Origin of the sequence: Bradyrhizobium sp. sBnM-33, assembly GCF_032917945.1 — a bacterium.
Taxonomy (GTDB): Bacteria; Pseudomonadota; Alphaproteobacteria; order Rhizobiales; family Xanthobacteraceae; genus Bradyrhizobium.
In genome coordinates this window covers 4,930,319-4,953,390 of record NZ_CP136624.1, presented here as the reverse complement: position 1 = coordinate 4,953,390, position 23,072 = coordinate 4,930,319, and the positions used below count along the sequence as shown (strand labels likewise).

26 protein-coding genes are annotated in these 23,072 nt (G+C 62.7%); 16 read left to right on the top strand and 10 right to left on the bottom strand.

Annotated elements, in window-relative coordinates; translation table 11 throughout:
• The first annotated feature begins 3 nt into the window (after window positions 1-3).
• Both RX328_RS23030 and plsY read left to right on the top strand, forming a co-directional pair.
• Complete coding sequence (locus tag RX328_RS23030) at window positions 4-1,305, top strand: dihydroorotase (RefSeq protein WP_213252023.1); 1,302 nt, start codon at window positions 4-6, stop codon at window positions 1,303-1,305.
• A 33-nt stretch (window positions 1,306-1,338) separates the two neighbouring features.
• On the top strand, window positions 1,339-1,932 hold the full coding sequence (plsY, locus tag RX328_RS23025; RefSeq protein ID WP_213252024.1) for a glycerol-3-phosphate 1-O-acyltransferase PlsY: 594 nt from the start codon (window positions 1,339-1,341) through the stop codon (window positions 1,930-1,932).
• 15 nt (window positions 1,933-1,947) lie between these two features.
• Here the strand turns inward: plsY and RX328_RS23020 are convergent, their stop codons facing one another.
• From RX328_RS23020 to RX328_RS23010, 3 genes are read right to left on the bottom strand one after another with little or no spacing between them, the layout of a single operon-like run.
• Complete coding sequence (locus RX328_RS23020; RefSeq protein ID WP_213252025.1) at window positions 1,948-2,328, bottom strand: type II toxin-antitoxin system HigA family antitoxin; 381 nt, start codon at window positions 2,326-2,328, stop codon at window positions 1,948-1,950.
• Complete coding sequence (locus tag RX328_RS23015; protein WP_213252026.1) at window positions 2,318-2,641, bottom strand: type II toxin-antitoxin system HigB family toxin; 324 nt, start codon at window positions 2,639-2,641, stop codon at window positions 2,318-2,320. The genes RX328_RS23020 and RX328_RS23015 overlap by 11 nt, the downstream gene beginning before the upstream one ends.
• 41 nt (window positions 2,642-2,682) lie before the next feature.
• Window positions 2,683-3,924: an amidase gene (locus tag RX328_RS23010; RefSeq protein WP_213252027.1), complete on the bottom strand. Its 1,242-nt coding sequence runs from the start codon at window positions 3,922-3,924 to the stop codon at window positions 2,683-2,685.
• Window positions 3,925-4,010: 86 nt separating this feature from the next.
• Here RX328_RS23010 and RX328_RS23005 point away from each other — a divergent pair, with 86 nt between their 5' ends.
• Both RX328_RS23005 and dprA read left to right on the top strand, forming a co-directional pair.
• Window positions 4,011-4,220, top strand: coding sequence for a GDCCVxC domain-containing (seleno)protein (locus tag RX328_RS23005; RefSeq protein ID WP_249726448.1), 210 nt, complete (start codon window positions 4,011-4,013; stop codon window positions 4,218-4,220).
• A gap of 67 nt (window positions 4,221-4,287) precedes the next feature.
• Entirely contained in the window at window positions 4,288-5,403 is a 1,116-nt protein-coding gene (gene dprA / locus RX328_RS23000) for a DNA-processing protein DprA (protein WP_213252028.1), read from the top strand.
• On the opposite strand, the gene RX328_RS22995 is transcribed toward dprA, so the two are convergent.
• The gene (locus RX328_RS22995) at window positions 5,400-5,801 is read right to left on the bottom strand and encodes a winged helix-turn-helix transcriptional regulator (RefSeq protein ID WP_213252029.1); all 402 of its coding nucleotides are present in this window, start codon (window positions 5,799-5,801) and stop codon (window positions 5,400-5,402) included. The two genes, dprA and RX328_RS22995, sit on opposite strands and share 4 nt — an antisense overlap.
• 97 nt (window positions 5,802-5,898) lie before the next feature.
• On the opposite strand from RX328_RS22995, the gene RX328_RS22990 reads away from it, so the two are divergent.
• Complete coding sequence (locus tag RX328_RS22990; protein WP_213252030.1) at window positions 5,899-6,507, top strand: FMN-dependent NADH-azoreductase; 609 nt, start codon at window positions 5,899-5,901, stop codon at window positions 6,505-6,507.
• A gap of 63 nt (window positions 6,508-6,570) precedes the next feature.
• On the opposite strand, the gene RX328_RS22985 is transcribed toward RX328_RS22990, so the two are convergent.
• Complete coding sequence (locus RX328_RS22985) at window positions 6,571-6,711, bottom strand: hypothetical protein (protein ID WP_213252031.1); 141 nt, start codon at window positions 6,709-6,711, stop codon at window positions 6,571-6,573.
• A gap of 182 nt (window positions 6,712-6,893) precedes the next feature.
• The gene (locus RX328_RS22980; protein WP_213252032.1) at window positions 6,894-7,667 is read right to left on the bottom strand and encodes an SDR family oxidoreductase; all 774 of its coding nucleotides are present in this window, start codon (window positions 7,665-7,667) and stop codon (window positions 6,894-6,896) included.
• 112 nt (window positions 7,668-7,779) lie between these two features.
• On the opposite strand from RX328_RS22980, the gene RX328_RS22975 reads away from it, so the two are divergent.
• Window positions 7,780-8,256 (top strand): winged helix-turn-helix transcriptional regulator, encoded by a 477-nt coding sequence (locus tag RX328_RS22975; RefSeq protein WP_213252033.1) that lies wholly within the window; start codon window positions 7,780-7,782, stop codon window positions 8,254-8,256.
• 75 nt (window positions 8,257-8,331) lie between these two features.
• On the opposite strand, the gene RX328_RS22970 is transcribed toward RX328_RS22975, so the two are convergent.
• Complete coding sequence (locus RX328_RS22970) at window positions 8,332-8,580, bottom strand: hypothetical protein (RefSeq protein ID WP_213252075.1); 249 nt, start codon at window positions 8,578-8,580, stop codon at window positions 8,332-8,334.
• A gap of 231 nt (window positions 8,581-8,811) precedes the next feature.
• Between RX328_RS22970 and topA the strand changes: the two genes are divergently transcribed.
• The 6 genes from topA (at window position 8,812) to rpmG (ending at window position 16,992) form a co-directional block, all read left to right on the top strand.
• The gene (topA, locus tag RX328_RS22965; protein WP_213252034.1) at window positions 8,812-11,580 is read left to right on the top strand and encodes a type I DNA topoisomerase; all 2,769 of its coding nucleotides are present in this window, start codon (window positions 8,812-8,814) and stop codon (window positions 11,578-11,580) included.
• The gene (gene rnr / locus RX328_RS22960; RefSeq protein ID WP_213252035.1) at window positions 11,581-13,935 is read left to right on the top strand and encodes a ribonuclease R; all 2,355 of its coding nucleotides are present in this window, start codon (window positions 11,581-11,583) and stop codon (window positions 13,933-13,935) included. It begins immediately after the preceding gene.
• The gene (locus RX328_RS22955; protein ID WP_213252036.1) at window positions 13,923-14,360 is read left to right on the top strand and encodes a DUF983 domain-containing protein; all 438 of its coding nucleotides are present in this window, start codon (window positions 13,923-13,925) and stop codon (window positions 14,358-14,360) included. Before rnr ends, RX328_RS22955 begins: the two co-directional genes overlap by 13 nt.
• A gap of 40 nt (window positions 14,361-14,400) precedes the next feature.
• The gene (locus RX328_RS22950) at window positions 14,401-15,138 is read left to right on the top strand and encodes an NUDIX hydrolase (protein WP_213252037.1); all 738 of its coding nucleotides are present in this window, start codon (window positions 14,401-14,403) and stop codon (window positions 15,136-15,138) included.
• 236 nt (window positions 15,139-15,374) lie between these two features.
• Window positions 15,375-16,700 (top strand): LLM class flavin-dependent oxidoreductase, encoded by a 1,326-nt coding sequence (locus tag RX328_RS22945; protein WP_213252038.1) that lies wholly within the window; start codon window positions 15,375-15,377, stop codon window positions 16,698-16,700.
• A gap of 124 nt (window positions 16,701-16,824) precedes the next feature.
• The gene (gene rpmG, locus RX328_RS22940) at window positions 16,825-16,992 is read left to right on the top strand and encodes a 50S ribosomal protein L33 (RefSeq protein ID WP_007603295.1); all 168 of its coding nucleotides are present in this window, start codon (window positions 16,825-16,827) and stop codon (window positions 16,990-16,992) included.
• 181 nt (window positions 16,993-17,173) lie between these two features.
• Here the strand turns inward: rpmG and RX328_RS22935 are convergent, their stop codons facing one another.
• The gene (locus RX328_RS22935; protein ID WP_213252039.1) at window positions 17,174-18,406 is read right to left on the bottom strand and encodes an MFS transporter; all 1,233 of its coding nucleotides are present in this window, start codon (window positions 18,404-18,406) and stop codon (window positions 17,174-17,176) included.
• Window positions 18,407-18,538: 132 nt separating this feature from the next.
• Here RX328_RS22935 and RX328_RS22930 point away from each other — a divergent pair, with 132 nt between their 5' ends.
• From RX328_RS22930 to RX328_RS22920, 3 genes are all read left to right on the top strand, one after another.
• Window positions 18,539-19,156: a TetR/AcrR family transcriptional regulator gene (locus RX328_RS22930; protein WP_213252040.1), complete on the top strand. Its 618-nt coding sequence runs from the start codon at window positions 18,539-18,541 to the stop codon at window positions 19,154-19,156.
• 171 nt (window positions 19,157-19,327) lie between these two features.
• Window positions 19,328-20,293 (top strand): serine hydrolase domain-containing protein, encoded by a 966-nt coding sequence (locus RX328_RS22925; RefSeq protein ID WP_249726449.1) that lies wholly within the window; start codon window positions 19,328-19,330, stop codon window positions 20,291-20,293.
• On the top strand, window positions 20,283-20,552 hold the full coding sequence (locus RX328_RS22920; protein WP_249726450.1) for a hypothetical protein: 270 nt from the start codon (window positions 20,283-20,285) through the stop codon (window positions 20,550-20,552). Before RX328_RS22925 ends, RX328_RS22920 begins: the two co-directional genes overlap by 11 nt.
• A gap of 151 nt (window positions 20,553-20,703) precedes the next feature.
• On the opposite strand, the gene RX328_RS22915 is transcribed toward RX328_RS22920, so the two are convergent.
• Both RX328_RS22915 and RX328_RS22910 read right to left on the bottom strand, forming a co-directional pair.
• Window positions 20,704-22,077 carry a PleD family two-component system response regulator gene (locus RX328_RS22915; RefSeq protein ID WP_213252041.1) on the bottom strand — a complete coding sequence of 458 codons (1,374 nt, stop codon included), beginning with the start codon at window positions 22,075-22,077 and terminating at the stop codon, window positions 20,704-20,706.
• Between the two features lie 11 nt (window positions 22,078-22,088).
• A complete protein-coding gene (locus tag RX328_RS22910) occupies window positions 22,089-22,454 on the bottom strand; it encodes a response regulator (protein ID WP_027538546.1) in 366 nt (121 codons plus the stop codon).
• A 232-nt stretch (window positions 22,455-22,686) separates the two neighbouring features.
• Here RX328_RS22910 and RX328_RS22905 point away from each other — a divergent pair, with 232 nt between their 5' ends.
• Window positions 22,687-22,986 carry a DUF3572 domain-containing protein gene (locus RX328_RS22905; protein WP_213252042.1) on the top strand — a complete coding sequence of 100 codons (300 nt, stop codon included), beginning with the start codon at window positions 22,687-22,689 and terminating at the stop codon, window positions 22,984-22,986.
• The last annotated feature ends 86 nt before the right edge of the window (window positions 22,987-23,072 follow it).

The window sequence follows — 23,072 nt, the reverse complement described above, 5'->3', positions numbered from 1 at the left end:
ATCATGCTGACCGACCGCCGCCCGATCCTGCTCGCCAATGCCCGCGTCGTCGATCCCTCAAGGGACTTTGACGGCCTGGGCGACGTCCTGATTGCCGACGGAACTATACGTGACTCCAGACGCGGCATCGGCGCCGCCGGCGTGCCTGAAGGCACCGACATCATCAATTGCGTCGGCAAGATCGTCGCCCCCGGGCTGATCGACATGCGCGCCTTTGTCGGCGAACCCGGCGCCAGCCACCGCGAGACTTTTGCGTCCGCAAGCCTTGCGGCGGCTGCCGGCGGCATCACCACGATCATCTGCCAGCCGGATACCTCGCCGGTCATCGATAATTCGGCGACTGTCGATTTCGTGCTGCGCCGCGCCCGCGACACCGCGATCGTCAGTATCCACCCGATGGCGGCTTTGACGAAGGGCCTGCTCGGCCAGGAAATGACCGAGATCGGCCTCTTGAAGGCCGCCGGCGCCGTCGCCTTCACCGACGGCGACAAGAGCGTGACCAATGCGCAGGTGATGCGGCGGGCGCTGACCTATGCGCGGGACTTCGACGCACTCATCGTGCATCACACCGAAGATCCCAACCTAGTCGGCGAAGGCGTGATGAACGAGGGCGAGTTCGCCGCCCGGCTTGGACTCGCCGGCATTCCCAACGCCGCCGAAGCCGTGATGCTGGAGCGCGATATGCGGCTCGTCGCGCTGACCGGCGGGCGCTATCACGCGGCCTCGCTATCGTCGATCGAGTCGCTGGAAATCCTCAAGCGCGCACGCGACGCCGGCCTCGACGTCAGCGCTTCCGTGTCGATCAACCACGTTACGCTCAACGAAAACGACATCGGTCCCTACCGCACCTTCCTGAAACTGTCGCCGCCGCTGCGTACCGAGGAGGACCGCCTCGCGCTGGTCGCAGCCCTCGCCTCCGGTTTGGTGGATGTCGTGATGTCCGATCACAATCCGCAGGACGTCGAGGTGAAACGGCTGCCGTTCGCGGAAGCGGCGTCCGGCGCGGTCGGGCTGCAGACCATGCTGCCGGCGGCGCTGCGGCTGATCCACAACGGCGAGATGGACTTCAAGACGCTGATCCGGGCGATGTCGACCCGCCCTGCGGAGCTTCTCGGCCTGCCCGGCGGCTCGCTGCGGGCGGGTTCCCCGGCCGACGTGATCGTCATCGACCCCGATACGCCTTGGGTGCTCGATCCCGCCGACCTCAAATCGCAATGCAAGAACACGCCGTTCGACGAAGCCCGCTTCTCGGGACGCGTCGTGCGTACTATCGTGGGTGGGCGGACAGTTTATGAACACGTCTGATTCGTCCGAACCAGCCCGCGTGGAGTAACGGCGATGTCACCTGAAGTATGGCTGCCGTTGGCATTCATTCTCGGCTATCTGCTGGGCTCGATTCCCTTCGGGGTGGTGCTGACTACAGTCGCCGGCACGCAGGACCTGCGCTCGATCGGCTCTGGCAACATCGGTGCCACCAACGTATTGCGCACCGGGCGCAAGGGCCTCGCCGCTGCGACGCTGATCGGCGATATGCTCAAAGGCACGGTTGCGGTGATGATCGCAGGCTATTTCGGCGGCGCCGATGCGGCGATCCTGGGCGCGCTCGGCGCCTTCCTCGGTCACCTCTTCCCGGTCTGGCTCAAATTCAACGGCGGCAAAGGCGTCGCCACCTATATCGGCGTGCTGATCGGCCTGTTCTGGCCGGCAGCCGTAATGTTTTGCCTGATCTGGTTAGCCACTGCCGTCACCACGCGCTATTCGTCGCTATCGGCACTGGTCGCTGCGTTCGTCACACCGCTGTTCCTGTGGTGGTTTGGCCACCCCGCGCTGGCCTCCCTGTTCGTCGTGCTGACATTGCTGCTGTTCTGGAAGCACAGCGAGAACATCAAGCGGCTGCAGGCCGGGACTGAGGGACGGATCGGGGCGAGGTAGCCCACTTGGCGGTCGTCAGGCCGCCTCTTCCTCGCGGGTCGGGCGAATCAGGATCTCGGCGGAAATACCGAGTTGCTCATGCAAACGACGGATCATATCGATCGACAGACTCCGCTTGCGGTTCATGACCTCCGCTACACGCGCGCGTGTTCCAATCAAAGGTTCTAGGTCCCGGCGGCTCAAACCTTGCTGCTCCATCCGAAACTGGATCGCCTCAATGGGATCTGGCGGATCCATGGGATAGTGCTTCGCTTCGTACGCGTCGATCAGGGTCGCCAGCACGTCGAGCCGGTCGCCCTTCGCAGTCCCGCTTTTTGCGCCCCAAAGGCGCTCAACCTCCGCAAGTGCGTTCTTGTAGTCCGCCTTGGTACGGATCGGTTTAAGCTCAGTCGCCATGTCGCACCTCGGTCACGTCGATTTTGTCATAGGCTTTGTGGGTGCCGATCCATTTGATCCAGATAATCTCCTTTTCGAAATCGACAGCCATCACAAGACGATAGTCATTGCCCTTGATGTTGAAGACGATCCGCTCTGCGCTAACGACGCTTGCTGTAGCATAGTGCCGCTTCACATCGGCCGTGCTCTTCCAAGACGCCTTACTCGCTTCGTCGAACCAAGCATCCAGCGCCGCTTTGACGGCCGGCTGATCCTTCCTGCCCGAAAGTCCCTGGACAAACTCTCGCAATGTCCGGCGGGCAATAATCCTCATTCCGCACCATTTATCATGGTCCCATTATGGGAGCAACAGATTCATTGCCTCTTGAGCGCCTCCTCCACAAACCGCGCCGCCGCCAGTGCTTGCGCATCCGCGCCGTGTCTCGCAATCACCTGCACGCCCACCGGCAAATTGACTTCCGCCACAAGTGTCGGAACGTTGACGCAGGGCACGCCCATCAGCGTCCACAGCCGGTTATAACGGGCATCGCCGGTCGAACCCAATCCCTTTGGCGCCGTGCCAGGCGCCGACAAGGTCAGCAGCACGTCGACATCGTCGAACATTTTTTCCAGCGTCTGTCTGGCACGGTTCGCTATTCCGATCGCCTCGTCGTAGGCGGCGGGTGTTATGTCCCCGCTCTTGTCCAGCTTGGCCCGCAAGAGCGGCGCCATCTTGTCGTAATGTTCACGATACTCCCAGGCGAGCGCCCGATGCGCCTCGAACTCCTGCACGACCGATTGCGCCAGCCATGCCTCGGCAACAATTTTGGGCAAACCCAATGCTTGTACCTGAGCGCCGGCTTTCTCCACCGCCCGCGTCGCAATGCGCAACGCCGCCTCGCCTGACGCTTCCGGCCGACCGGCGAAGTCCTGGGTCACGACGCCGATGCATGGTGTTCGAACTGTGGGTGGCAGAAGCAATTCGGGCCGGCCCGTCATCGCGGCAAGCCCGCGCGCCACGTCATCCACGCCAGCCGCGAACAGCCCGACCGTATCGAGCGTCCATGAATAGCATTTGACGCCGACCGTCGGCAGCAAGCGGTAAGACGGCTTGATCGCGGCGACGCCACAGAACGAGGCCGGCCGGATCACCGAACCGCCGGTTTGCGTCCCCAGTGCCAGCGGGATCATGCCGGCCGCAACCGCTGCCGCCGAGCCCGATGACGATCCGCCGGGTGTATGACCCTTGTTGCGCGGATTGAGCGTCGGCGTCGGATCCACGGAGGCGAATGCGGTGGTCGTGGTCTTGCCGATGATGGTCGCGCCCGCCTGCTTCAGCATCATCACCACGGCCGCATCGGCGCGCGGCTGATATCCCCGATAGATCGGCGAACCCATCTCGGTCGGGAAATCCATCGTATCCATGATGTCCTTGATGCCGACCGCAATGCCGCGCAACGGTCCGGCGCTTGCCGCACGCACATTTTCGGTACGGCAGACGAAAGCGCCGATGGCTTTGTCCTGTGCGGTGATCGCTTCCAGCGACTGGGCGACGGCGATGTCGGGTGAAAGTTCACCAGCATCGATGCGGCGCTGAAGGCCGGCGAGCGAGATCACGGGGCGTGGTTCCTGCGGCTTTTGATCGTGGCAGCTGGATGGAATATGATCGACCCGCCGCTGTCAAAAATTATCCGTGATTCCTGATGCAGCTTGAATCCATCCTGACCTGTCCGCGCTGCAGTCATCAAGCCGATGAGCAAATGCCAACGGACGCCTGTCAGTTTTTCTATGTCTGTAAAGGCTGCGGCGAGAGGCTGAAACCGCTGGCGGGCGACTGTTGCGTGTTCTGCTCGTACGGCTCCGTGCCGTGTCCTCCCGTTCAGGAAAGCGGCAAAGGCGCCTGCTGCAGCTAACAAACTCGGGACGTTTTCGCCTCAAACCAGTTGATCGCAATCTCAGGTTGGGCAAAGCTGTGTCCGCATGCATGACCGGACACCACATACCCTTCACCTCACCGACGCCGAGCGGATCGACCGGCTGCGCCTGATCCGCAGCGACAATGTCGGCCCGCGCACCTTCAACTCGCTCCTCGCCCATTTCGGCAATGCGGGCGCGGCGCTGGAACGGCTGCCCGATCTGGCGCGGCGTGGCGGTGCTGCGCGTTCAGCGCGCATCTGCAGCCAGGAGGAAGCGCGGACCGAGATCGCGGCAGCGAGCAAGATCGGTGTTTCGCTGGTGGCGCCGGGTGAAGCCGCCTACCCGCCGCGGCTGGCGACGCTCGACGATCCGCCGCCGATGCTCGGCGTGCGCGGCGCGCCCGACGCGTTGATGCGGCCGATGATCGCGATCGTCGGCTCGCGCAATGCTTCCGGCGCCGGGTTGAAATTCGCCGGCCAACTGGCGCGCGATCTCGGCGACGCCGGCTTCGTTGTCATCTCCGGGCTGGCGCGCGGCATCGATCAGGCCGCGCATCGCGCGACGATCGAAAGCGGCACGGTCGCGGCGCTGGCCGGCGGCCACGACCGGATCTATCCACCGGAGCACGGGGATTTGCTGGCCGCCCTGCTCGAGCATGGCGGAGCGATTTCCGAAATGCCGTTCGGCCACGTACCTCGCGCCCGCGATTTTCCCCGGCGCAACCGCCTGATCTCGGGCGCCTCGCTCGGCGTGGTCGTGATCGAAGCCGCGCATCGCTCGGGATCGCTGATCACGGCCCGGATGGCCGCCGAACAGGGCCGCGAAGTGTTCGCGGTGCCCGGCTCGCCGCTCGACCCGCGCGCCGCCGGCACCAACGATCTGATCAAGCAGGGCGCGGCGCTCGTCACCGAAGCCAGCGACGTCATTAACGCTATTCAGCCGATCCTCGAACGGCCAATCATGCTCGAGGCACGCGAGGACGACGAGCCGCTCGACTTCGACACCGATCCAGGCGAACGCGAGCGCATCGTTGCGCTGCTGGGACCGAGCCCGGTCAGCCTCGACGATCTGATCAGGATGTCAGGCCTCTCGCCCACCATCGTCCGTACCGTACTGCTCGAACTCGAACTGGCGGGCCGCCTGGAGCGTCATGGCGGCGGGCTGGTGTCGCTGATTTAGTCCTTCTCGCTGCGTGCGTCGAACTTCATCCGCGCGCGTTGGATCTCTGGCTGATGCTCGATCGCCCACGTGCCGAGAGCTTTCACCGGCTCGGATAAGCCACGCCCCAGATCGGTCAATTCGTAGTCGACGCGCGGCGGAATGGTTGGGAACACCGTTCGCGTCACAAGACCATCCCGTTCGAGCCCGCGCAGCGTCAGCGTCAGCATCCGCTGCGAGATGCCGCCGATCATGCGCTTGATCTCGTTGAAGCGCTTGGGTCCGTCGCCAAGCATCATGATCACGAACACGCTCCATTTGTCGCCGACCCGCGCCAGCACCGAAGCGGCGCCGCGGCAGTCACTGTCGAGGTGAGGACCAGCTGGCAGGGCAGGCACTTTTTTGTGCTCGGGTCTCATGGATGTGCTCGGGTGTAAAAAATGTGCGTTCTTGCGGGACCTTACGACAGTCACTCATATAGCGCCAGTTACAAACGTATACCAAGGGTGACCACTCATGAAGCTCCTGCATCTCGATTCCAGCGTTCTCGGCCCCCACTCCGTCAGCCGCCAAGTTTCCGCCGCCATCGTCGATCGGCTGCGCCAATCCACCCCTGGCCTCGACGTCAGCTACCGTGATCTCACGCTGACCCCGCTCGCGCATCTCACCGGTTCACACCTTGCCGCCGGCCAGGGGGCGCCTGTCGATGCTTCGCTGCAGGCGGATGTCGCCGCCGGCCAGGCCATGTTGGACGAATTCCTCGCCGCCGACATCGTCGTGATCGGCGCGCCCATGTACAATTTCACGATCCCAAGCCAGCTCAAGGCCTGGATCGACCGCATCCTGGTGGCCGGCAAGACCTTCAAATACGGCCCGCAAGGCGTCGAAGGGCTGGCCGGCAACAAGCGCGTCATCGTCGCGATCTCGCGCGGCGGGTTTTACGGGCCCGGCACGCCAGCCGCGGTCGGCGAGCATTTGGAAACCTATTTGCGCTGGGTATTCGGCTTTATCGGCATCAAGAATCCGGAATTCATTTCCGCCGACGGCATTCAGGTCGGCCCGGAGCACCGCGAAAAAGCCGTGGCCGGCGCGCTGAAGGCGGCAAGCGATCTGCACGCGGCCTAGATCAAAACGCTCTCGTTAGAGCTAGAGCGGCTGCCGCCGCCAGGCGCGGCGGCAGCGGCTCAATCAGAACACGCCGTTGATGCGGAGGATAACGACGATCAGCGAGATCAGCAGACCGACCCCGGAAAACAGGGCGACTGAAACAAATTGAGCGGTATCCGAACTTTGCGACGCCGACGAGGAGATGCCAGCGGTTTTCGGCATGACGGCTCTCCGGTTCTTTGATTGGCAAGAACGCCTGCCTCAAAATGTCCTGCAGTTACACCCCGGGTTCAATGCGCGTTCTGGCTCAGCGCCAATCCGCCGCAGGGCGCCGGAGCTGGCCAACGCGACGGAGAATAGTGGCATCACACCGCTGACCGGCTTGGATCGTGCCGGGACACGCCTCACCCCCGATAGATCGGCGCACCACTCGGAGAGGCCGTAGCGCCGCCGTCGACGAACAACTCCTGGCCCTGCACATGGGCGGAATCGTCGGAAGCGAGGAACAGGACTGTCTTGGAAATATGCTCGGGTTCGCCGATCCGGCCGAGCGGCGTCGCCAACGCGATGCGCTTCTCGAAGGCCTTTTCGGCTTCCGGCGTGGCGATCGCCGCCCCCCAGATCGGGGTGCGGATCGCACCGGGCGCCACCACGTTGACGCGGATGCCACGCGGCGACAATTCCGACGCCATGATCCGCGCCATTGCGCGCACGCCAGCCTTGGCGGCGCCATAAGCCGAATAGCCGGGAATGCCGAGCACCGAGATCACCGAACCGTTCAGAACGATGGAGGCGTTGTCGTTCAGATGCGGTAGCGCGGACTGAACCGTAAAAAATACGCTCGTAAGATTGGTGCTGATGACCTTCTCGAAGGTCTCGATCGTGGCAGCGCCAAGCGGCGTGCCGCCGGCGATCCCGGCATTGGCGAACAGGATGTCATACTTGCCGAACTTTTCGGCCCCCTTCCCGATCGCAGCTTCGGTCGCCGCGATGTCGGTGGCGTCAGCCGCGAGTGCCAGCGCGTTTGGGCCCAACTCCTTCGCAGCGGCATCGAGCGTCGCCTGATTTCGTCCGGTGATGACGACCCGGGCGCCTTCGGCCACGAACAGCTTTGCGGTCGCGAGCCCGATGCCGCTGTTGCCGCCTGTGATCAACGCCGTCTTGTTCGCGAGCCTCATGGCACGTCCCCGATGGTTGCATTATTAAACTAGATTGATTAGCTAGGGCATCTAGTTTAATATTGCAACCACACAAAGCCGTGATCGGTCTGAAACCCAATCGGAGACTGAAATGGTGAAACGAACGAGCTTTGAGCACGACGATTGCCCGATCGCGCGCTCGCTGGATGCGATCGGCGACTGGTGGTCGATGCTGATCATTCGCGAGGCGCTGTTTGGCATCAGCCGCTTCAGCGAATTCCAGAAGAGACTGGGGCTCGCCAAGAACATCCTCACGGTGCGGCTGCGCGCACTGGTCGATCAGGGCATCCTGAAGACCGCGCCCGCTTCCGACGGCAGCGCCTATCAAGAATATCTGCTGACGCCGAAAGGCCGCGGCGTTTTCCCTATCCTTGTCGCCCTGCGGCAATGGAACGAGGAATTCGACGAGCACCCGGAAGAGATCGCCACCATTTTGGTCGACAAGGAGAAGGGTAAGCCGGTTCGCAAACTCGAACTCTACGCGCAGGACGGGCGGTTATTGGGTGCGGGGGATACCGCGCTGAAGCCACGTACGGCGGTGAAGCAAAGCCGGCGGGCTACGGCGTAGCCGACTTCTTCTCCCTCCCCCCGCGAAGAGCGGCGAGAGGGAGAGTGCTCGGTGAGCTGCCGTCGGATCGAACTTTCATGACAATTTGCGTTTGCTGCGGGTGCGCAGCCGCTCTTCCGCCTCGAGTTGCGCCATGCCCAGCAGATGGCTGAGCACCTCGAGCCGATGGCGCTCCGCGAGCTTGACCAACTCGGCAACGGTCTCCGCAATGAAGGCCACGGCCTCATCGGGGCCGCCTTCCTCACCTCGTTCTGGTTCTTCGGTTGGCGATTCCGGTTTCTTGCTGGAAGCCTTCCGCTTCCGGCCGCCCGAAGCTTTACTCAAATAAATTGCATCCCAATGACACCAAAGTATTGCCCAGAAATAACCCCTTTAATGGCGCAACTCTAGGGCGCACTTCGCAACTCCTCAGATATAAGTCGGCATCAAAAGGTTCCCTGGCGGCATTTGCCGATTTGACAGGGGCCGCCTCACCACCCATGTTCGGGTCCAATCGGTGGGCCGCGAGTCTCGCGGAACCCGCCTTTATCTTTTCCCGTAAGCCATTGGAATGACATGAATATCGTCATCGTGGAGTCGCCGGCGAAAGCCAAGACGATCAATAAGTATTTGGGCGCCTCCTACGAGGTTCTGGCCTCGTTCGGCCATGTCCGCGACCTCCCCGCCAAGAACGGTTCCGTCGATCCGGACGCCAATTTTCAGATGATCTGGGAGGTCGATCCCAAGGCGGCCGGCCGGCTCAACGACATCGCCAAGGCCCTGAAGGGCGCCAGCCGACTGATTCTCGCAACCGACCCTGATCGCGAGGGCGAAGCGATCTCCTGGCACGTGCTGGAGGTGATGAAGGAGAAACGCGCGCTGAAGGATCAGAAGATCGAGCGCGTGGTGTTCAACGCCATCACCAAGCAGGCGGTGACGGACGCCATGAAGGCGCCGCGCCAGATCGACGGGGCGCTGGTCGACGCCTATATGGCGCGCCGCGCGCTGGACTATCTGGTCGGCTTCACGCTCTCACCCGTGCTGTGGCGCAAGCTGCCGGGCGCGCGCTCGGCCGGCCGCGTACAGTCGGTCGCGCTGCGGCTGGTCTGCGACCGCGAACTCGAAATCGAAAAATTCGTCCCGCGCGAATACTGGTCGCTGGTCGCGACCCTGACCACGCCGCGCGGCGACAGCTTTGAGGCGCGTCTCGTCGGCGCCGACGGCAAGAAGATCCAGCGGCTCGACATCGGCTCCGGCGCGGAAGCCGAAGACCTCAAGAGGGCCATTGAAGCGGCGAACTTCACGGTTTCGACCGTCGAAGCAAAACCCGCGCGCCGCAATCCGCAGGCACCCTTCACGACCTCGACGCTGCAGCAGGAAGCCAGCCGCAAGCTCGGCTTTGCGCCGGCGCACACCATGCGGATCGCCCAGCGCCTCTATGAAGGTATCGACATCGGCGGCGAGACCACCGGCCTCATCACCTATATGCGAACCGACGGCGTGCAGATCGACAGCTCGGCGATCACCCAGGCCCGCAAAGTGATCGGCGAGGATTACGGCAACGCCTATGTCCCCGACGCGCCGCGCCAGTACCAGACCAAGGCCAAGAACGCGCAGGAAGCGCACGAAGCGATCCGCCCGACCGATCTGTCGCGCCGGCCCGCCGAGATGCGCCGCCGCCTCGATCCCGATCAGGCGAAACTCTATGAACTGATCTGGATCCGCACTATTGCGAGCCAGATGGAATCGGCCGAACTCGAACGCACCACCGTGGACATCGCGGCGAAAGCCGGTTCTCGTGTGTTGGAGCTGCGCGCTTCGGGCCAGGTCATCAAGTTCGACGGCTTCCTCGCGCTCTATCAGGAAGGCAAGGACGACGACGGTGACGACGAGGATTCCCGCCGCCTCCCCACCATGAGCGAAGGCGAAGCCCTGAAGCGGCAAGCTCTTGCCGTGACCCAGCACTTCACCGAGCCGCCGCCGCGCTTCTCGGAAGCCTCGCTGGTCAAGCGAATGGAAGAGCTCGGCATCGGCCGCCCCTCGACCTACGCCTCGATCCTGCAGGTCCTGAAAGACCGCGGTTACGTCAAGCTGGAGAAAAAGCGGCTGCACGGCGAGGACAAGGGCCGCGTCGTGGTCGCGTTCCTCGAAAACTTCTTCTTGCGCTATGTGGAGTATGACTTCACCGCCGCGCTGGAAGAGCAGCTCGATCGCATCTCCAATAACGAGATTTCCTGGCAGCAGGTGCTGCAGGATTTCTGGAAAGACTTCATCGCCGCGGTCAACGACATCAAGGATCTGCGCGTCGCCGAAGTGCTGGATGCGCTCGATGATATGCTGGGTCCGCACATCTATCCCGCCCGCGCCGATGGCGGCGACGTCAGGCAGTGCCCAAGCTGCGGCACCGGCAGGCTCAATTTGAAGGCCGGAAAGTTCGGCGCCTTTGTCGGCTGCTCGAATTATCCGGAATGCCGTTACACGCGGCCCTTGGCCACCGATGGCGAGGCCAGCGCCGACCGCATCCTCGGCCAGGATCCCGATACCGGTCTCGATGTCGTCGTGAAAGCCGGCCGCTTCGGCCCCTACATCCAGCTCGGCGAACAGAAGGATTACGCCGAAGGCGAGAAGCCGAAACGCGCGGGCATTCCGAAGAACATGTCGCCTAGCGATATCGAGCTTGAACTCGCCTTGAAACTGCTGTCGCTGCCGCGCGAGATCGGGAAACACCCCGAGACCGGCGAGCCGATTACTGCCGGTATCGGTCGCTTCGGGCCATTCGTAAAACACGAGAAGACCTATGCGAGCCTGGAAGCCGGCGACGAGGTGTTCGACATTGGCCTCAATCGCGCAGTGACGCTGATTGCCGAGAAGATTGCAAAAGGCCCGAGCGGCCGCCGTTTCGGCGCCGACCCAGGCAAGCCGCTCGGCGAGCATCCGAGCCTTGGCGGCGTCGCTGTCAAGAACGGCCGCTATGGCGCCTATGTCACCGCTGGCGGCGTCAACGCCACGATCCCGAGCGATAAGACGCCGGACACGATCACGCTGCCCGAAGCCATCGCGCTGATCGACGAACGCGCCGCCAAGGGCGGCGGCAAGCCGAAACGCGGCGGCAAGAAGGCCGCGCCGAAGAAGGCCACCGCCAAGACTGCTACCAAGGCTGCCGACGCCGACGCGCCAAAGCCTGTCAAGAAAGCAGCAGCGAAGAAAGCCGTAGCAAAGCCGAAATCAGGAGCCGTCAGCAAGGCGCGCGCGCCGGTGGCATCCGCGGCCAAGACATCGGCGGCCAAGCTCGCCGCTCCATCCAAAACGCCCGCGAAGAAAAGCGCGGGCAAGGCGCGAGGATAAGTGAAGAGAAAACACGACCATGGCTTTCCGGCCCGGGACGCCATCGTCACCTTTATTCGTGCGCATCCAGGCAAGATCGGCACGCGGGAAATCGCCCGCGAGTTCGGCCTGAAGAATGCCGACCGCGCCGAACTGAAACGTATCCTGCGCGAGCTCGCCGACGAAGGCGCCATCGCGAAACGCGGCCGGAAGATTCACGAGACGGCTCTCCTGCCCCCGACCGTGATCGCAGACATCACCGGGCGTGACACCGACGGCGAACTGCTCGCCACTCCCACTGAATGGGACACTGAACAGAGCGGGCCCGCGCCGCAGATTCGCATCCACGTTCCACGCCGTCTGCAACCCGGCACGGCAGCAGGTGTCGGCGACCGAGCCCTGTTGCGGATCGAAAAGGCTGATGATGCCGAAGGCGCCCCTTATCGCGGGCGTATCATCAAGATCATCGATCAGGCCCGCACGCGCGTGCTCGGCATCTTCCGCAAACTGCCTGGCGGCGGCGGTCTGCTCGTTCCCGTCGACAAGAAGCAGGCCGGGCGCGAATTGAACATCGCGCCATCGGACACCGCGGGCGCCGAGGATGGCGACCTCATTAGCGTCGATCTGGTGCGCTCGCGCGGTTATGGCCTCGCCTCCGGCAAGGTGAAGGAGCGGCTCGGCTCGTTGTCGAGCGAAAAGGCGATCAGCCTGATCGCGATCCACGCCCACGAAATCCCGCAAGCGTTTTCACCATCCGCCTTGCGCGAGGCTGAGGCCGCGCAGCCTGCTGACCTGAAAGGCCGCGAGGACTGGCGCGATTTGCCGTTGGTGACCATCGATCCGCCTGATGCGAAGGACCATGACGACGCGGTGCACGCCGCGCCCGATTCCGATCCGAACAACAAGGGCGGCTATATCGTCCATGTCGCGATTGCCGACGTCGCCTTCTATGTGCGGCCGGGCTCGGCGCTAGACCGCGAAGCGGTGACGCGCGGCAACTCGGTGTATTTTCCGGACCGTGTGGTGCCGATGCTGCCTGAGCGCATCTCCAACGATCTCTGCTCGTTGGTGCCGGGCGAAGCGCGCGGCGCGCTTGCGGTGCGGCTCGTCATTGGCCCCGACGGCCGCAAACGCTCGCATAGCTTTCATCGCGTGCTGATGCGCTCGGCTGCAAAACTGCACTACGCGCAGGCGCAGGCTGCGATCGACGGGCGGCCCGACGATATCACTGGTCCGCTGCTCGAATCGATCCTGAAGCCTCTCTATACCGCCTATGCGCTGGTGAAGCTCGCGCGCGACGAGCGCGATCCGCTCGACCTCGATCTGCCTGAACGAAAAATTCTGCTCAAGCCCGACGGCACCGTCGATCGCGTCATCGTGCCGGAGCGTCTCGATGCGCACCGTTTGATCGAGGAATTCATGATCCTCGCCAACGTCGCTGCGGCCGAAATGCTTGAAAAAAGGGCGTTGCCGCTTATCTATCGGGTGCATGACGAACCAACCCTGGAGAAGGTCCATAACCTCCAGGAATTCCTGAAGACGCTCGACCTGCCGTTTGCCAAAACGGGCGCGCTACGGCCCTCGCTGTTCAATCGGGTGCTGGGCCAAGTCCGCGGCGAGGATTACGAGCCGCTGGTCAACGAGGTGGTGCTGCGCTCGCAGGCGCAGGCGGAATACTCGGCGGAGAATTACGGCCATTTCGGCCTCAACCTGCGCCGCTACGCGCATTTCACCTCACCGATCAGGCGATACGCAGATCTGATCGTGCATCGCGCGCTGATCCGCGCGCTCGGTCTCGGTGAAGGCGCGTTGCCAGAGAGCGAGACGCTGGAGACACTGAGCGAGATCGCGGCGCAGATTTCGCTGACCGAGCGGCGCGCCATGAAGGCGGAACGCGAAACCGCCGACCGGCTGATCGCGCATTTCCTCGCCGACCGTATCGGCGCAACGTTTCAGGGCCGCATCTCAGGCGTTACCCGCGCCGGCCTGTTTGTAAAACTTTCGGATACCGGCGCCGACGGGCTGATTCCGATCCGCACGCTCGGCACCGAGTACTACAATTATGACGAGACACGTCACGCGCTCGTCGGCTCACGCAGCGGTGCCATGCACCGGTTGGGTGACGTCGTCGACGTGCGTCTGGTAGAAGCTGCACCGGTGGCCGGCGCGTTGCGGTTCGAGCTGTTGTCGGAAGGCCAAGTGGAAAGCAAGATCATTCCGCGCGGCAGAAAACGCGAGGGCTCGAAGGCATCGGAAAAGCCGTCGAAATCGCATCCGGGCCGCAGCCCGCGCGACAAGGTTCGCAAGCCTCACAAGGGCAAGTCGGGCAAAGCCAAGCCCGGCAAATCGAAGAAGGGCAAGTCATGGAAACGGTGAACGCCGCGACGACATGGACCCGGGACACCGCGCAGGCCGAGAAGCGCGACCTCTGGAGTGCGATGAAGCGCGGCTTCCGTTGCCGCTGTCCGCGTTGCGGCGAAGGCAAGATGTTTCGCGCTTTCCTGAAGACTTCCGATAATTGCGCGAAGTGCGGGCTCGATTTTACTCCGCACCGCGCCGACGATCTGCCGGCCTATCTCGTCATCGTCATCGTCGGCCACATCGTAGTACCGGCGGCGCTGTGGATCGAGACCAATTTCTCGCCGGCCGTATGGCTGCAATTGGCGATCTATTTGCCGTTGACGTTCCTCTTATCGCTGGTCCTGCTGCAGCCGATCAAGGGTGCGGTGGTCGGCATCCAATGGGCGCTGCGCATGCACGGCTTCGACGAAAATGCCCCTGGCGATATTCCGCCGGTCTAGCTAAACCGGGGCAACAAGAGCACAAAAAGACGGGGATGGAATGAACGACGCCGCGACCGCCGTAACGGAAGAAAAAGAAGCCGATCATCATCCCTATTTCCGGCCCAAGGATGCAGCGACGCTGATCCTGATCGACCGCTCCGGCGAGAAACCGAAGGTTCTGGTTGGCAAGCGCCACGACAAGGTGGTGTTCATGCCGGGCAAATATGTTTTTCCCGGCGGCCGCGTCGACAAGTCGGACAACCGCATCCCCGTGGCCGCGCCGATTTCCCCAGAGCTCGAGTCCAACCTGCTCAAGGGCAGTCCGAAGATCGCACCATCGCGGGCGCGGGCGCTGGCGGTTGCCGCGATCCGCGAAGCCTGCGAGGAAACAGGTCTCTGCCTCGGATGCAAGGTCGACAAACCCGTCAAGCTCGACGGCGCCTGGAAGCCGTTTGCGGAAGCTGGTCTCTTGCCCGATCCATCCGGCCTGTTCCTGATCGCACGCGCGATCACCCCGCCCGGCCGCGTCCGCCGTTTTGATACGCGCTTCTTCACCGCCGACGCGTCAGCCATCGCCCATCGCGTCGAAGGCGTGATCCACGCCGACGCCGAACTGGTCGAGTTGATGTGGGTCGAGATCGGCTCGCAACCGCTGGCCGACGCCCATGCCATGACCAAGAACGTGCTCGCCGAACTCGACCGTCGGCTCGCCACCGGCCCCTTGCGCCACGACGCGCCGGTGCCGTTCTTTCATTTCTACGGCGGCAAGATGCAGAAGGACGTGTTGGGGGCATAGGGTCTTCCCGCTCTCTCCCCGCCATTGCGAGGAGCGTTAGCGACGAAGCAATCCATATCAGTGCTTGCGGCGCCATGGATTGCTTCGCTTGCGCTCGCAATGAGGGTATTGGCGTCACAGCAAATATCCTCCTCCAATCCCTTTAATTGCAAAATTCTTCTCAGGCCGCCCTGTTGGCGCTCACCTAATCGCCTCCCTATCTCTTTCCCAACAACAACAGCTACGGAAACGGGGCAATGGCACAGCGGCAACTCAAGCTCGGCGCATTCATGCGGCCGGTCTCCATCCATACCGGCGCGTGGCGCTATCCCGGCGCATGGCCCGATGCGAATTTCAATTTCCCGCGTATCAAACAACTGATCCAGAAGCTCGAAGCCGGCAAGTTCGACGCCTTCTTCATGGCCGACCATCTGGCCGTGCTGAACATGCCGATCAATGCGCTCAAGCGCAGTCACACGGTGACGTCATTTGAACCGTTCACGCTTCTGTCGGCGCTGGCCGCCGCCACCGAACATATCGGCCTGATCGCGACGGGATCGACAACCTTCGACGAGCCCTATCATGTGGCGCGGCGCTTTGCGTCGCTCGATCACATCTCAGGCGGGCGCGCCGGGTGGAATATCGTCACCACCTCCAATCCGGACGCAGCGCTCAATTTCGGGCTCGACGATCACATGGAGCACGGCGAGCGCTATAAGCGGGCGCGCGAGTTTTATGACGTGGTGACGGGTCTGTGGGATTCCTTTGCCGACGACGCCTTCGTGCGCGACGTCGAACAAGGCCTCTATTTCGATCCCGCCAAAATGCATGTGCTCAATCACAAGGGCAAATATCTCTCCGTGCGCGGGCCGCTCAACATTGCCCGCCCCGTCCAGGGCTGGCCGCTGATCGTGCAGGCCGGCGCGTCCGAGGACGGCAAGCAGCTCGCGGCGGAAACCGCGGAAGCCGTGTTCACCGGCGGCGGCAGCCTTGCCGACGGGCAGAAGCTTTATGCCGACATCAAGGGCCGCATGGAGAAAATCGGCCGCAATCCCGAGCACCTGAAAATCCTGCCCGGCGCCTTTGTTGTCGTCGGCGACAGTGTCGAGGAAGCCAAGGAGAAAAGGGCCAAGCTCGACAGCATGGTGCATTACGACAGCGCCATCGCCTCGCTCTCGGTGCAGCTCGGCACCGACGCCTCCGGCTTCGATCCCGACGGCCCGTTGCCCGAAATCCCCGAGACCAACGCCAGCAAGAGCGGCCGTCAGCGCCTGATCGATCTCGCCGCGCGCGACAAGCTCACCGTGCGCCAGCTCGCCCAGCGCGTCGGCGGCTATGGCGGACTGTCCTTTGTCGGCACGCCGCAAACCATCGCCGACCAGATGGAAGAGTGGCTGATGAGCCGCGGCAGCGACGGTTTTAACATCATGTTCCCGTTCCTCCCGGCAGGCCTGGACGACTTCGTCGACAAGGTGGTGCCGGAACTGCAGCGGCGCGGGATTTTCCGGAAAGAGTATGAGGGCAAGACACTGCGGGAGAATTTGGGGCTGCCGAGGCCGAAAAACCGGTTCTTTGAGGGTTAACTACCCCGATTCAAGCCAGTTTTTGCCCCGAAAACCTTGACTTTGGGCGATCAGAAGCTAGGTTGCGCGGCAAATGCAGGCCGGTTTGGCCGGCGCCTGACACCCCCATTTTGAGGTTCTGAACATGGCCAAAGCGGTCACCATCAAGGTCAAGCTCGTTTCCTCGGCGGATACCGGCTTCTATTACGTCGCCAAGAAGAATTCGCGCACCATGACCGACAAGCTGGTCAAGAAGAAGTACGACCCGGTCGCGCGCAAGCACGTCGAATTCCGCGAAGCGAAGATCAAGTAAGCGAGCCAATCGCTGACGGTTTTGAACGGGGCCTTGCGGCCCCGTTTTTTGATTCCGCGCTTTCGTGTCCCGGACGCGGTGCACCGCAGAACCGGGACCCACAGTAGCGCGGATGGACCCCGGATTAGCAGCGCACCACGCTGCTAAGAGCGGCGCGCTGCGCAGCATCCGGGGAACGAGACTACGCCGCTTGCATCTGCGGCGGCCCACCCGGCCGGATCAGCGCGAAGGCCACCTGGACGATGCCGCCGGCTAACCCAAGCGCGACGCCGATCCGCCAGGCCATGGTGTAGGAGCCGAGCGCGTCGTAGAGCACACCGCCCCCGAATGCGCCGAGGAAGCTGCCGATTTGGTGGCTCATGAAGGCGAGCCCCTGGATCATCGCCTGCCATTTCAGGCCGAACATTTCCGCCACCGCGCCCGCGACCAGCGGGCCGACGCCCATCCACAGAAAGCCCATGATGGCGCCGAACAGCAGCGTGGTTGCCGGCGTCGGCGGCAGCGTGAAATACCAGGCGAGCGCGATCGAGCGAAAGATGTAGATGCCGCCGAGCAGCGCCAGCTTGTTCCAGCGCTGGCCGGCCCAGCCGAAGAAGATGCTGCCGAGCACGTTGAAGCCGCCGATCATGCCGAGCGTCTGCGCGCTGAGCATCGGGTCCATGCCGCAGATCGCGAGATAGGACGGCAGGTGCGTGGTGAGAAAGACGAGCTGCATGCCGCAGACGAAATAGGCGCCGGTCATCACCACGAAGGACGCGTTGGAGAAGGCTATCTTCGTTGCGGCGGTGGCCGAAGTGTCGCCGATCTCGTCGTCCGACGGCTTGGGCAACGGGATTTTGTCCACTCTGCCCGCATACCAGGCCGCGGGAATCATCAGGAGCGACAGCACCACGAAGCCGACCAGCCCCATTCGCCAGCCGTAACCTTCATTGAGCATCTGCCCCATCGGCGCCGACAACAGCGCGCCGAGGGACCCGGCGCCCGACACCAGGCCGAGCACTGTGGAGCGCACCGACGCTGGAACGGCACGGGCTGCAACCGACATCGCAATCGCCGCCGCGGTACATGCCAGCGACGTGCCGATCAACACGCCGCCGCCGATCATCACGGCGAGAACGCCGTTCGCAGCCGCCATCAAGGCAAGGCCGGCGACATAGAGCAGCGCGCCGACCACCATGATGGCGCGAAAGCCGTAGCGCACTGTCAGCGCCCCGGCGAGCGGCTGCAAAAATCCCCAGGCGAGGTTTTGCACCGCGATCGCCAGCGTGAAGTCGGAAATCGATATTCTGATATCCTGCGTCAGCGGCTGCATGAAAATGCCGAGCGACTGCCGCAGCCCCATGCTCAGCGTCAGCATGATGGATGCGCCGATCAGAATGGGCAGCGTCGGACGCAGGATTTGCAGCAGCGCCATTGTTTTTATTCTCCCGAAGGGGCGCGATTCGAACGCCGCGTCCTGCAATCGACATCTGAAATGGGTACACAGACCTGTGTAACTGAGCTATAAGGCGCGCTGCTGTCAAGCAAACAGGACCCTCGCAATCGCATGGCTCCCCTGCCCGCCAAAACGGCGATGAAGGAACGGATTCTGGAAACCGCAGATAGGCTGTTCTATCTGCAGGGGATTCGCGCAGTCGGCGTCGATACTATCGCCGCCGAAATCGGCATCAGCAAGCGCACGCTCTACAATCATTTTCCCTCCAAGGATGCGCTTATCTCGGCCTATCTGGCGCGGCGCTTCGTGGCGCCGCGGCCATCAGACAAGTCTCCAGTCGAGCAGATTCTCGGCACTTTCGATTCGCTGGAGCGGCGCTTTTCGGCAAAAGATTTTCGCGGCTGTCCGTTCGTCAACGCAGTCGCAGAACTCGGCGAAGATCGGTCGGTCCGGAAGGTTGCGGTCGAGTTCAAGGAAAGCCGCCGCCTCTGGTTTCGCGACCTGCTGGTGCAGCTCGGCGTCGCGGAAGCGGACGCGCTGGCGACGCAGCTCGCTCTGCTGGTCGACGGCTCGATCGCGCAGGATCTCGTCCGCAACGATCCCGCGATGGCGCGCGCGGCAAAGGAAGCGGCAACGGTGCTGCTCAGGAATGCGGGGGTGAAGGTGGGCGGGACCAGTATGGCCGCGAAGAAAAGGACGAAGAAGCCCCGGCACTCGTCAATTGCATGAGGCTGGCAACCCGTCACACCGTCGTCCCTGCGAACGCAGGAACCCATACGCCGTGGCTTTTCAATGGGCCGATGTGGTAATCACCTTTGCTACAAGCAGCATCGGTGGTTATGGGTCCCTGCGTTCGCAAGGGGTCGACGCCATAGAAAGCGGCGACAAGTGGAAGTGAAAATGGAAAACCTGAAAGTGACCGCCAAAGGTTACGACTTTAAACCGGCACGCGCGGCTATGCAGCGCTATATCGATAACAACCTGCTGTCAGGCATTTCCTGGGCGGTCATGGTCGGGCGCGACCTCGTCGACGTGAATTGCGTCGGCTGGGCCGACAAGGAAGCGCAGACGCCGCTCCGCACCGATCACATCTTCCGCGTTTTCTCCAACACCAAGCTGATCACCTCCTGCGCCGTGCTCTTGCTGTTCGAGGAAGGTAAACTCAAGCTCGACGACGCAATCGAAAAATTCATTCCGCAGCTCGGAAATCGCAAGGTGCTGCGGCCCGGCGCCACCTCGCTTGACGACACCGAACCGGCGAAGAGCTCGATCACCATTCGTCAGTTGCTCAGCCACAGTTCAGGCCTGAGTTACGGCTTCTTCGATCCGGGCACTGCCATCTACAAGGCGCTCAACGAGCGCGGCGTCCATAATCCCATAACGACGCTGGCTGAAATGGTGGACGTGCTGACCGACCTGCCGCTGATCTATCAACCGGGCACGTCGTGGGAATATTCGCTGGCCACCGACGTGCTGTCGCGGCTGGTCGAAGTCATCAGCGGCCAGAGTTTCGACAAGTTCATCCGGGCGCGGATTCTCGACCCGCTCGGCATGGTCGACACCGGCTTCGTCGTGCCGGAAAAGCATCAGGGACGGCTCGTTGCCTATTACGCCGGTGCGGACCTGATGGAGCCGATGAAGCCGGGATTGACCCGAACCGACAACTCGCCCTTCCCCGGCGCCTATCTGCGCCCGATCGCAAGACTGAGCGGCGGCGGCGGTCTGGTCTCAACCCTGCCCGACATGGTCGCGCTTCCGAAGCCTGCTGCCCGGCGGGCCGACCTTGCTCAAGCCCGAGACGATCGCGTTGATGCTGACCAACCAATTGCCCGAGGGCCAGTGGATCCGTTTTGCCATGATGGGTGAGCAGCCCGGAAAGGCCTATACCCTGGCTGGCGGATTGATCCTGAAGCCCTCGGCGTTCGATCACCCCGACGCCGCAGGTGAACTGTATTGGGGCGGCGTTGCCGGCACCCAATGGTGGATCTCGCCGAAGCGCAACATGGCCGGCGTGATGATGGCGCAGCGCCAGATGGCGTTCGTCCATCCATTCTCGTTCGAGTTCAAGCGGCTGGCGTATGAGGCGGTGCGGCAGAACGCCGAAGGGATGCGTGTGTCGGCGTAACGTCCGCACAAAGACTGTCGTCACGCGCGAAAGCGGGTGACCCAGTATTCCAGAGACGCTAGTTATTGAACGGAGACGCCGCGGCGTACTGGATACCCCGCTTTCGCGGGGTATGACGACCGAGTAAGGCGGTGCAACTGCGCGATGAAGACTACGCCGCCGCTGATACCACGCGGTTCCGCCCGTCGTGCTTGGCGCGGTAGAGCGCGGTGTCGGCGCGCTTGAGCACGTCGGCGACCGGCTCGCCCTTGCGGTCCAGCGTGGCCAGGCCGATCGAGATCGTGACGTCGATCCGCTTAGTGCCCTTGTTGACGGCAAAGGTTTCGCCGGCGATCGAGCGGCGCAGGCGCTCGGCGACCATGCCGGCGACGGTCAGGTCGGTTTCCGGCATCACGATGACGAATTCCTCGCCGCCATAGCGGCAGGCGAGATCGATGCCGCGGATCGACTTGCGGATGCGCACGGCAAATTCGCGCAACACGTCGTCGCCGGCGTCGTGGCCGTAGGTATCGTTGATGGATTTGAAGAAGTCGATGTCGAGGATCATCAGCGCGAGCGGCTTACCGCGGCTCGAGGCCTGCTCGGCCAGCGTCGAGAGATGGCTTTCCATGTAGCGGCGGTTGTGCAGACCGGTCAGCGCGTCGGTGATCGCCATTTCGATCGAGTTCTGCACATTGTCGCGCAGATGATCGGTATAGCGCCGCTTGCGGATCTGGGTGCGCGCCCGTGCCAGCAGTTCGTTCTTGTCAACGGGACGCAGGAGATAATCGTTGACGCCGATTTCGAGCCCGCGCAGCAACCGCGCATTGTTGTCGGCGTCGGAGATGGCGAGAATGGGCAGCTGGCGGGTGCGCTCCAGCGAGCGCGCCTGGCTGCACAGCCGCAGGCCGTCGTAATTTTCCAGGCTGAGAGAGACGATCAGCAAATCGTAGTTGCCGTCAGCGGCGTGAAACAGCGCTTCCGCTGGATTGACTTCGACATCGACGGTGTGCTCGGCGGCAAGGATCGGCGCCAGCCGCTCGTAGGACGATGGCCGGTCGTCGACCAAAAGGATCCGCCCGCCGACGCCCTTGTCGGCAATCGCGCTGCGCTCGGGCGCTTCCATGCCGATCTCGAGCGAGGTGATGGCGCGCATGCGCAGCTCATCGGTCATCATCTTCAGCCGCGTCAGTGACCGAACGCGCGCGATCAGAACGATGTCGGATACCGGCTTGGTGAGAAAGTCGTCGGCCCCGGATTCCAGCCCGCGGACGCGATCAGACGGGCTATCAAGCGCGGTGACGATCACGACGGGAATGAAATGGGTGGCGGGGTTGGATTTCAGCCGGCGACAGACCTCGAAACCATCCATGTCCGGCATCATGACGTCGAGCAGGATGATGTCGCATTCGGAGCGCGAACAGAGGTCGAGCGCCTCGGCGCCGTTGGAAGCGGTCAGCACATCAAAATATTCGGCTGACAGCCGGGCTTCCAGAAGCTTGACGTTCGCAGGAACGTCATCGACGACAAGGATACGCGCAGACATCGAAACTCACCCTACCCGATAAAACGCCGCACGGTTTCAATAAACTTGCCGACGGAAATTGGTTTGGACAGATACGCCTCGCAGCCGCCTTCGCGGATGCGCTCTTCATCGCCCTTCATCGCAAACGCGGTGACGGCAACCACCGGAATGGCGCGCAACTCCGGATCGTCCTTGATCCAGCGCGTCACTTCCAGGCCCGATACCTGCGGAAGCTGGATATCCATCAGGATCAGATCAGGGCGCAGCTTGCGGACGAGATCGAGCGCCTCGAAACCATTGCTGGTGCCGGAGGTTTGATAGCCATGAGCTTCCAACAGATCGCGAAAGAGCTTCATGTTGAGCTCGTTGTCCTCCACGATCAGGACGGTTTTCGCCATCCCGTCCCTCCCTCACCTTAAGGAAACAAGTCCGGCCTTTCGGCACGTCCTGCACCGCCGCCGCCCCCTGTCGAAAACTGAATTCAAACTAGCGCCAGATTTCGCTCTAAGCCGTTAAATCGATGCACCAACTTTTACGAAGCGGTTTCCAATTGCTTGAACGCACTCCGCAGACTCGGGCATGATGGTTCCAAATTAGAGCCCATAAGTTAACGGAAAGGCAAATGATCTGTTGAAAAAGCCTGTTCACAACCCCCGCGAAGTGGCTGAAATCGTTGCGGTTCAGGCGCTGAGTTTTATTGCCGGCGATCCTGAAAGGCTAGGCTTGTTCCTGGCTGAAAGCGGCATCGGTCCGGAGACGCTGCGCACCGCGGCCGCCGACCCGCAATTTCTGGCCTCAGTGCTCGATTTCGTGCTGCGCGACGACGCAACCGTGAAGGCGTTTGCGAGCGCCTCGCAACTTCACCCGACCAATATCGCCGCCGCCCGTCAGGTGCTTGGCGATCCGCACTGGGAGCGCGACGTGCCGTGAGCGCGCCCGCGGCATCACCAGTGCGGCGAATTTGAAGTTCCTACCAGACTCGCAGTAACCTCTTCGTAGGAACTTCAAATTCTAAG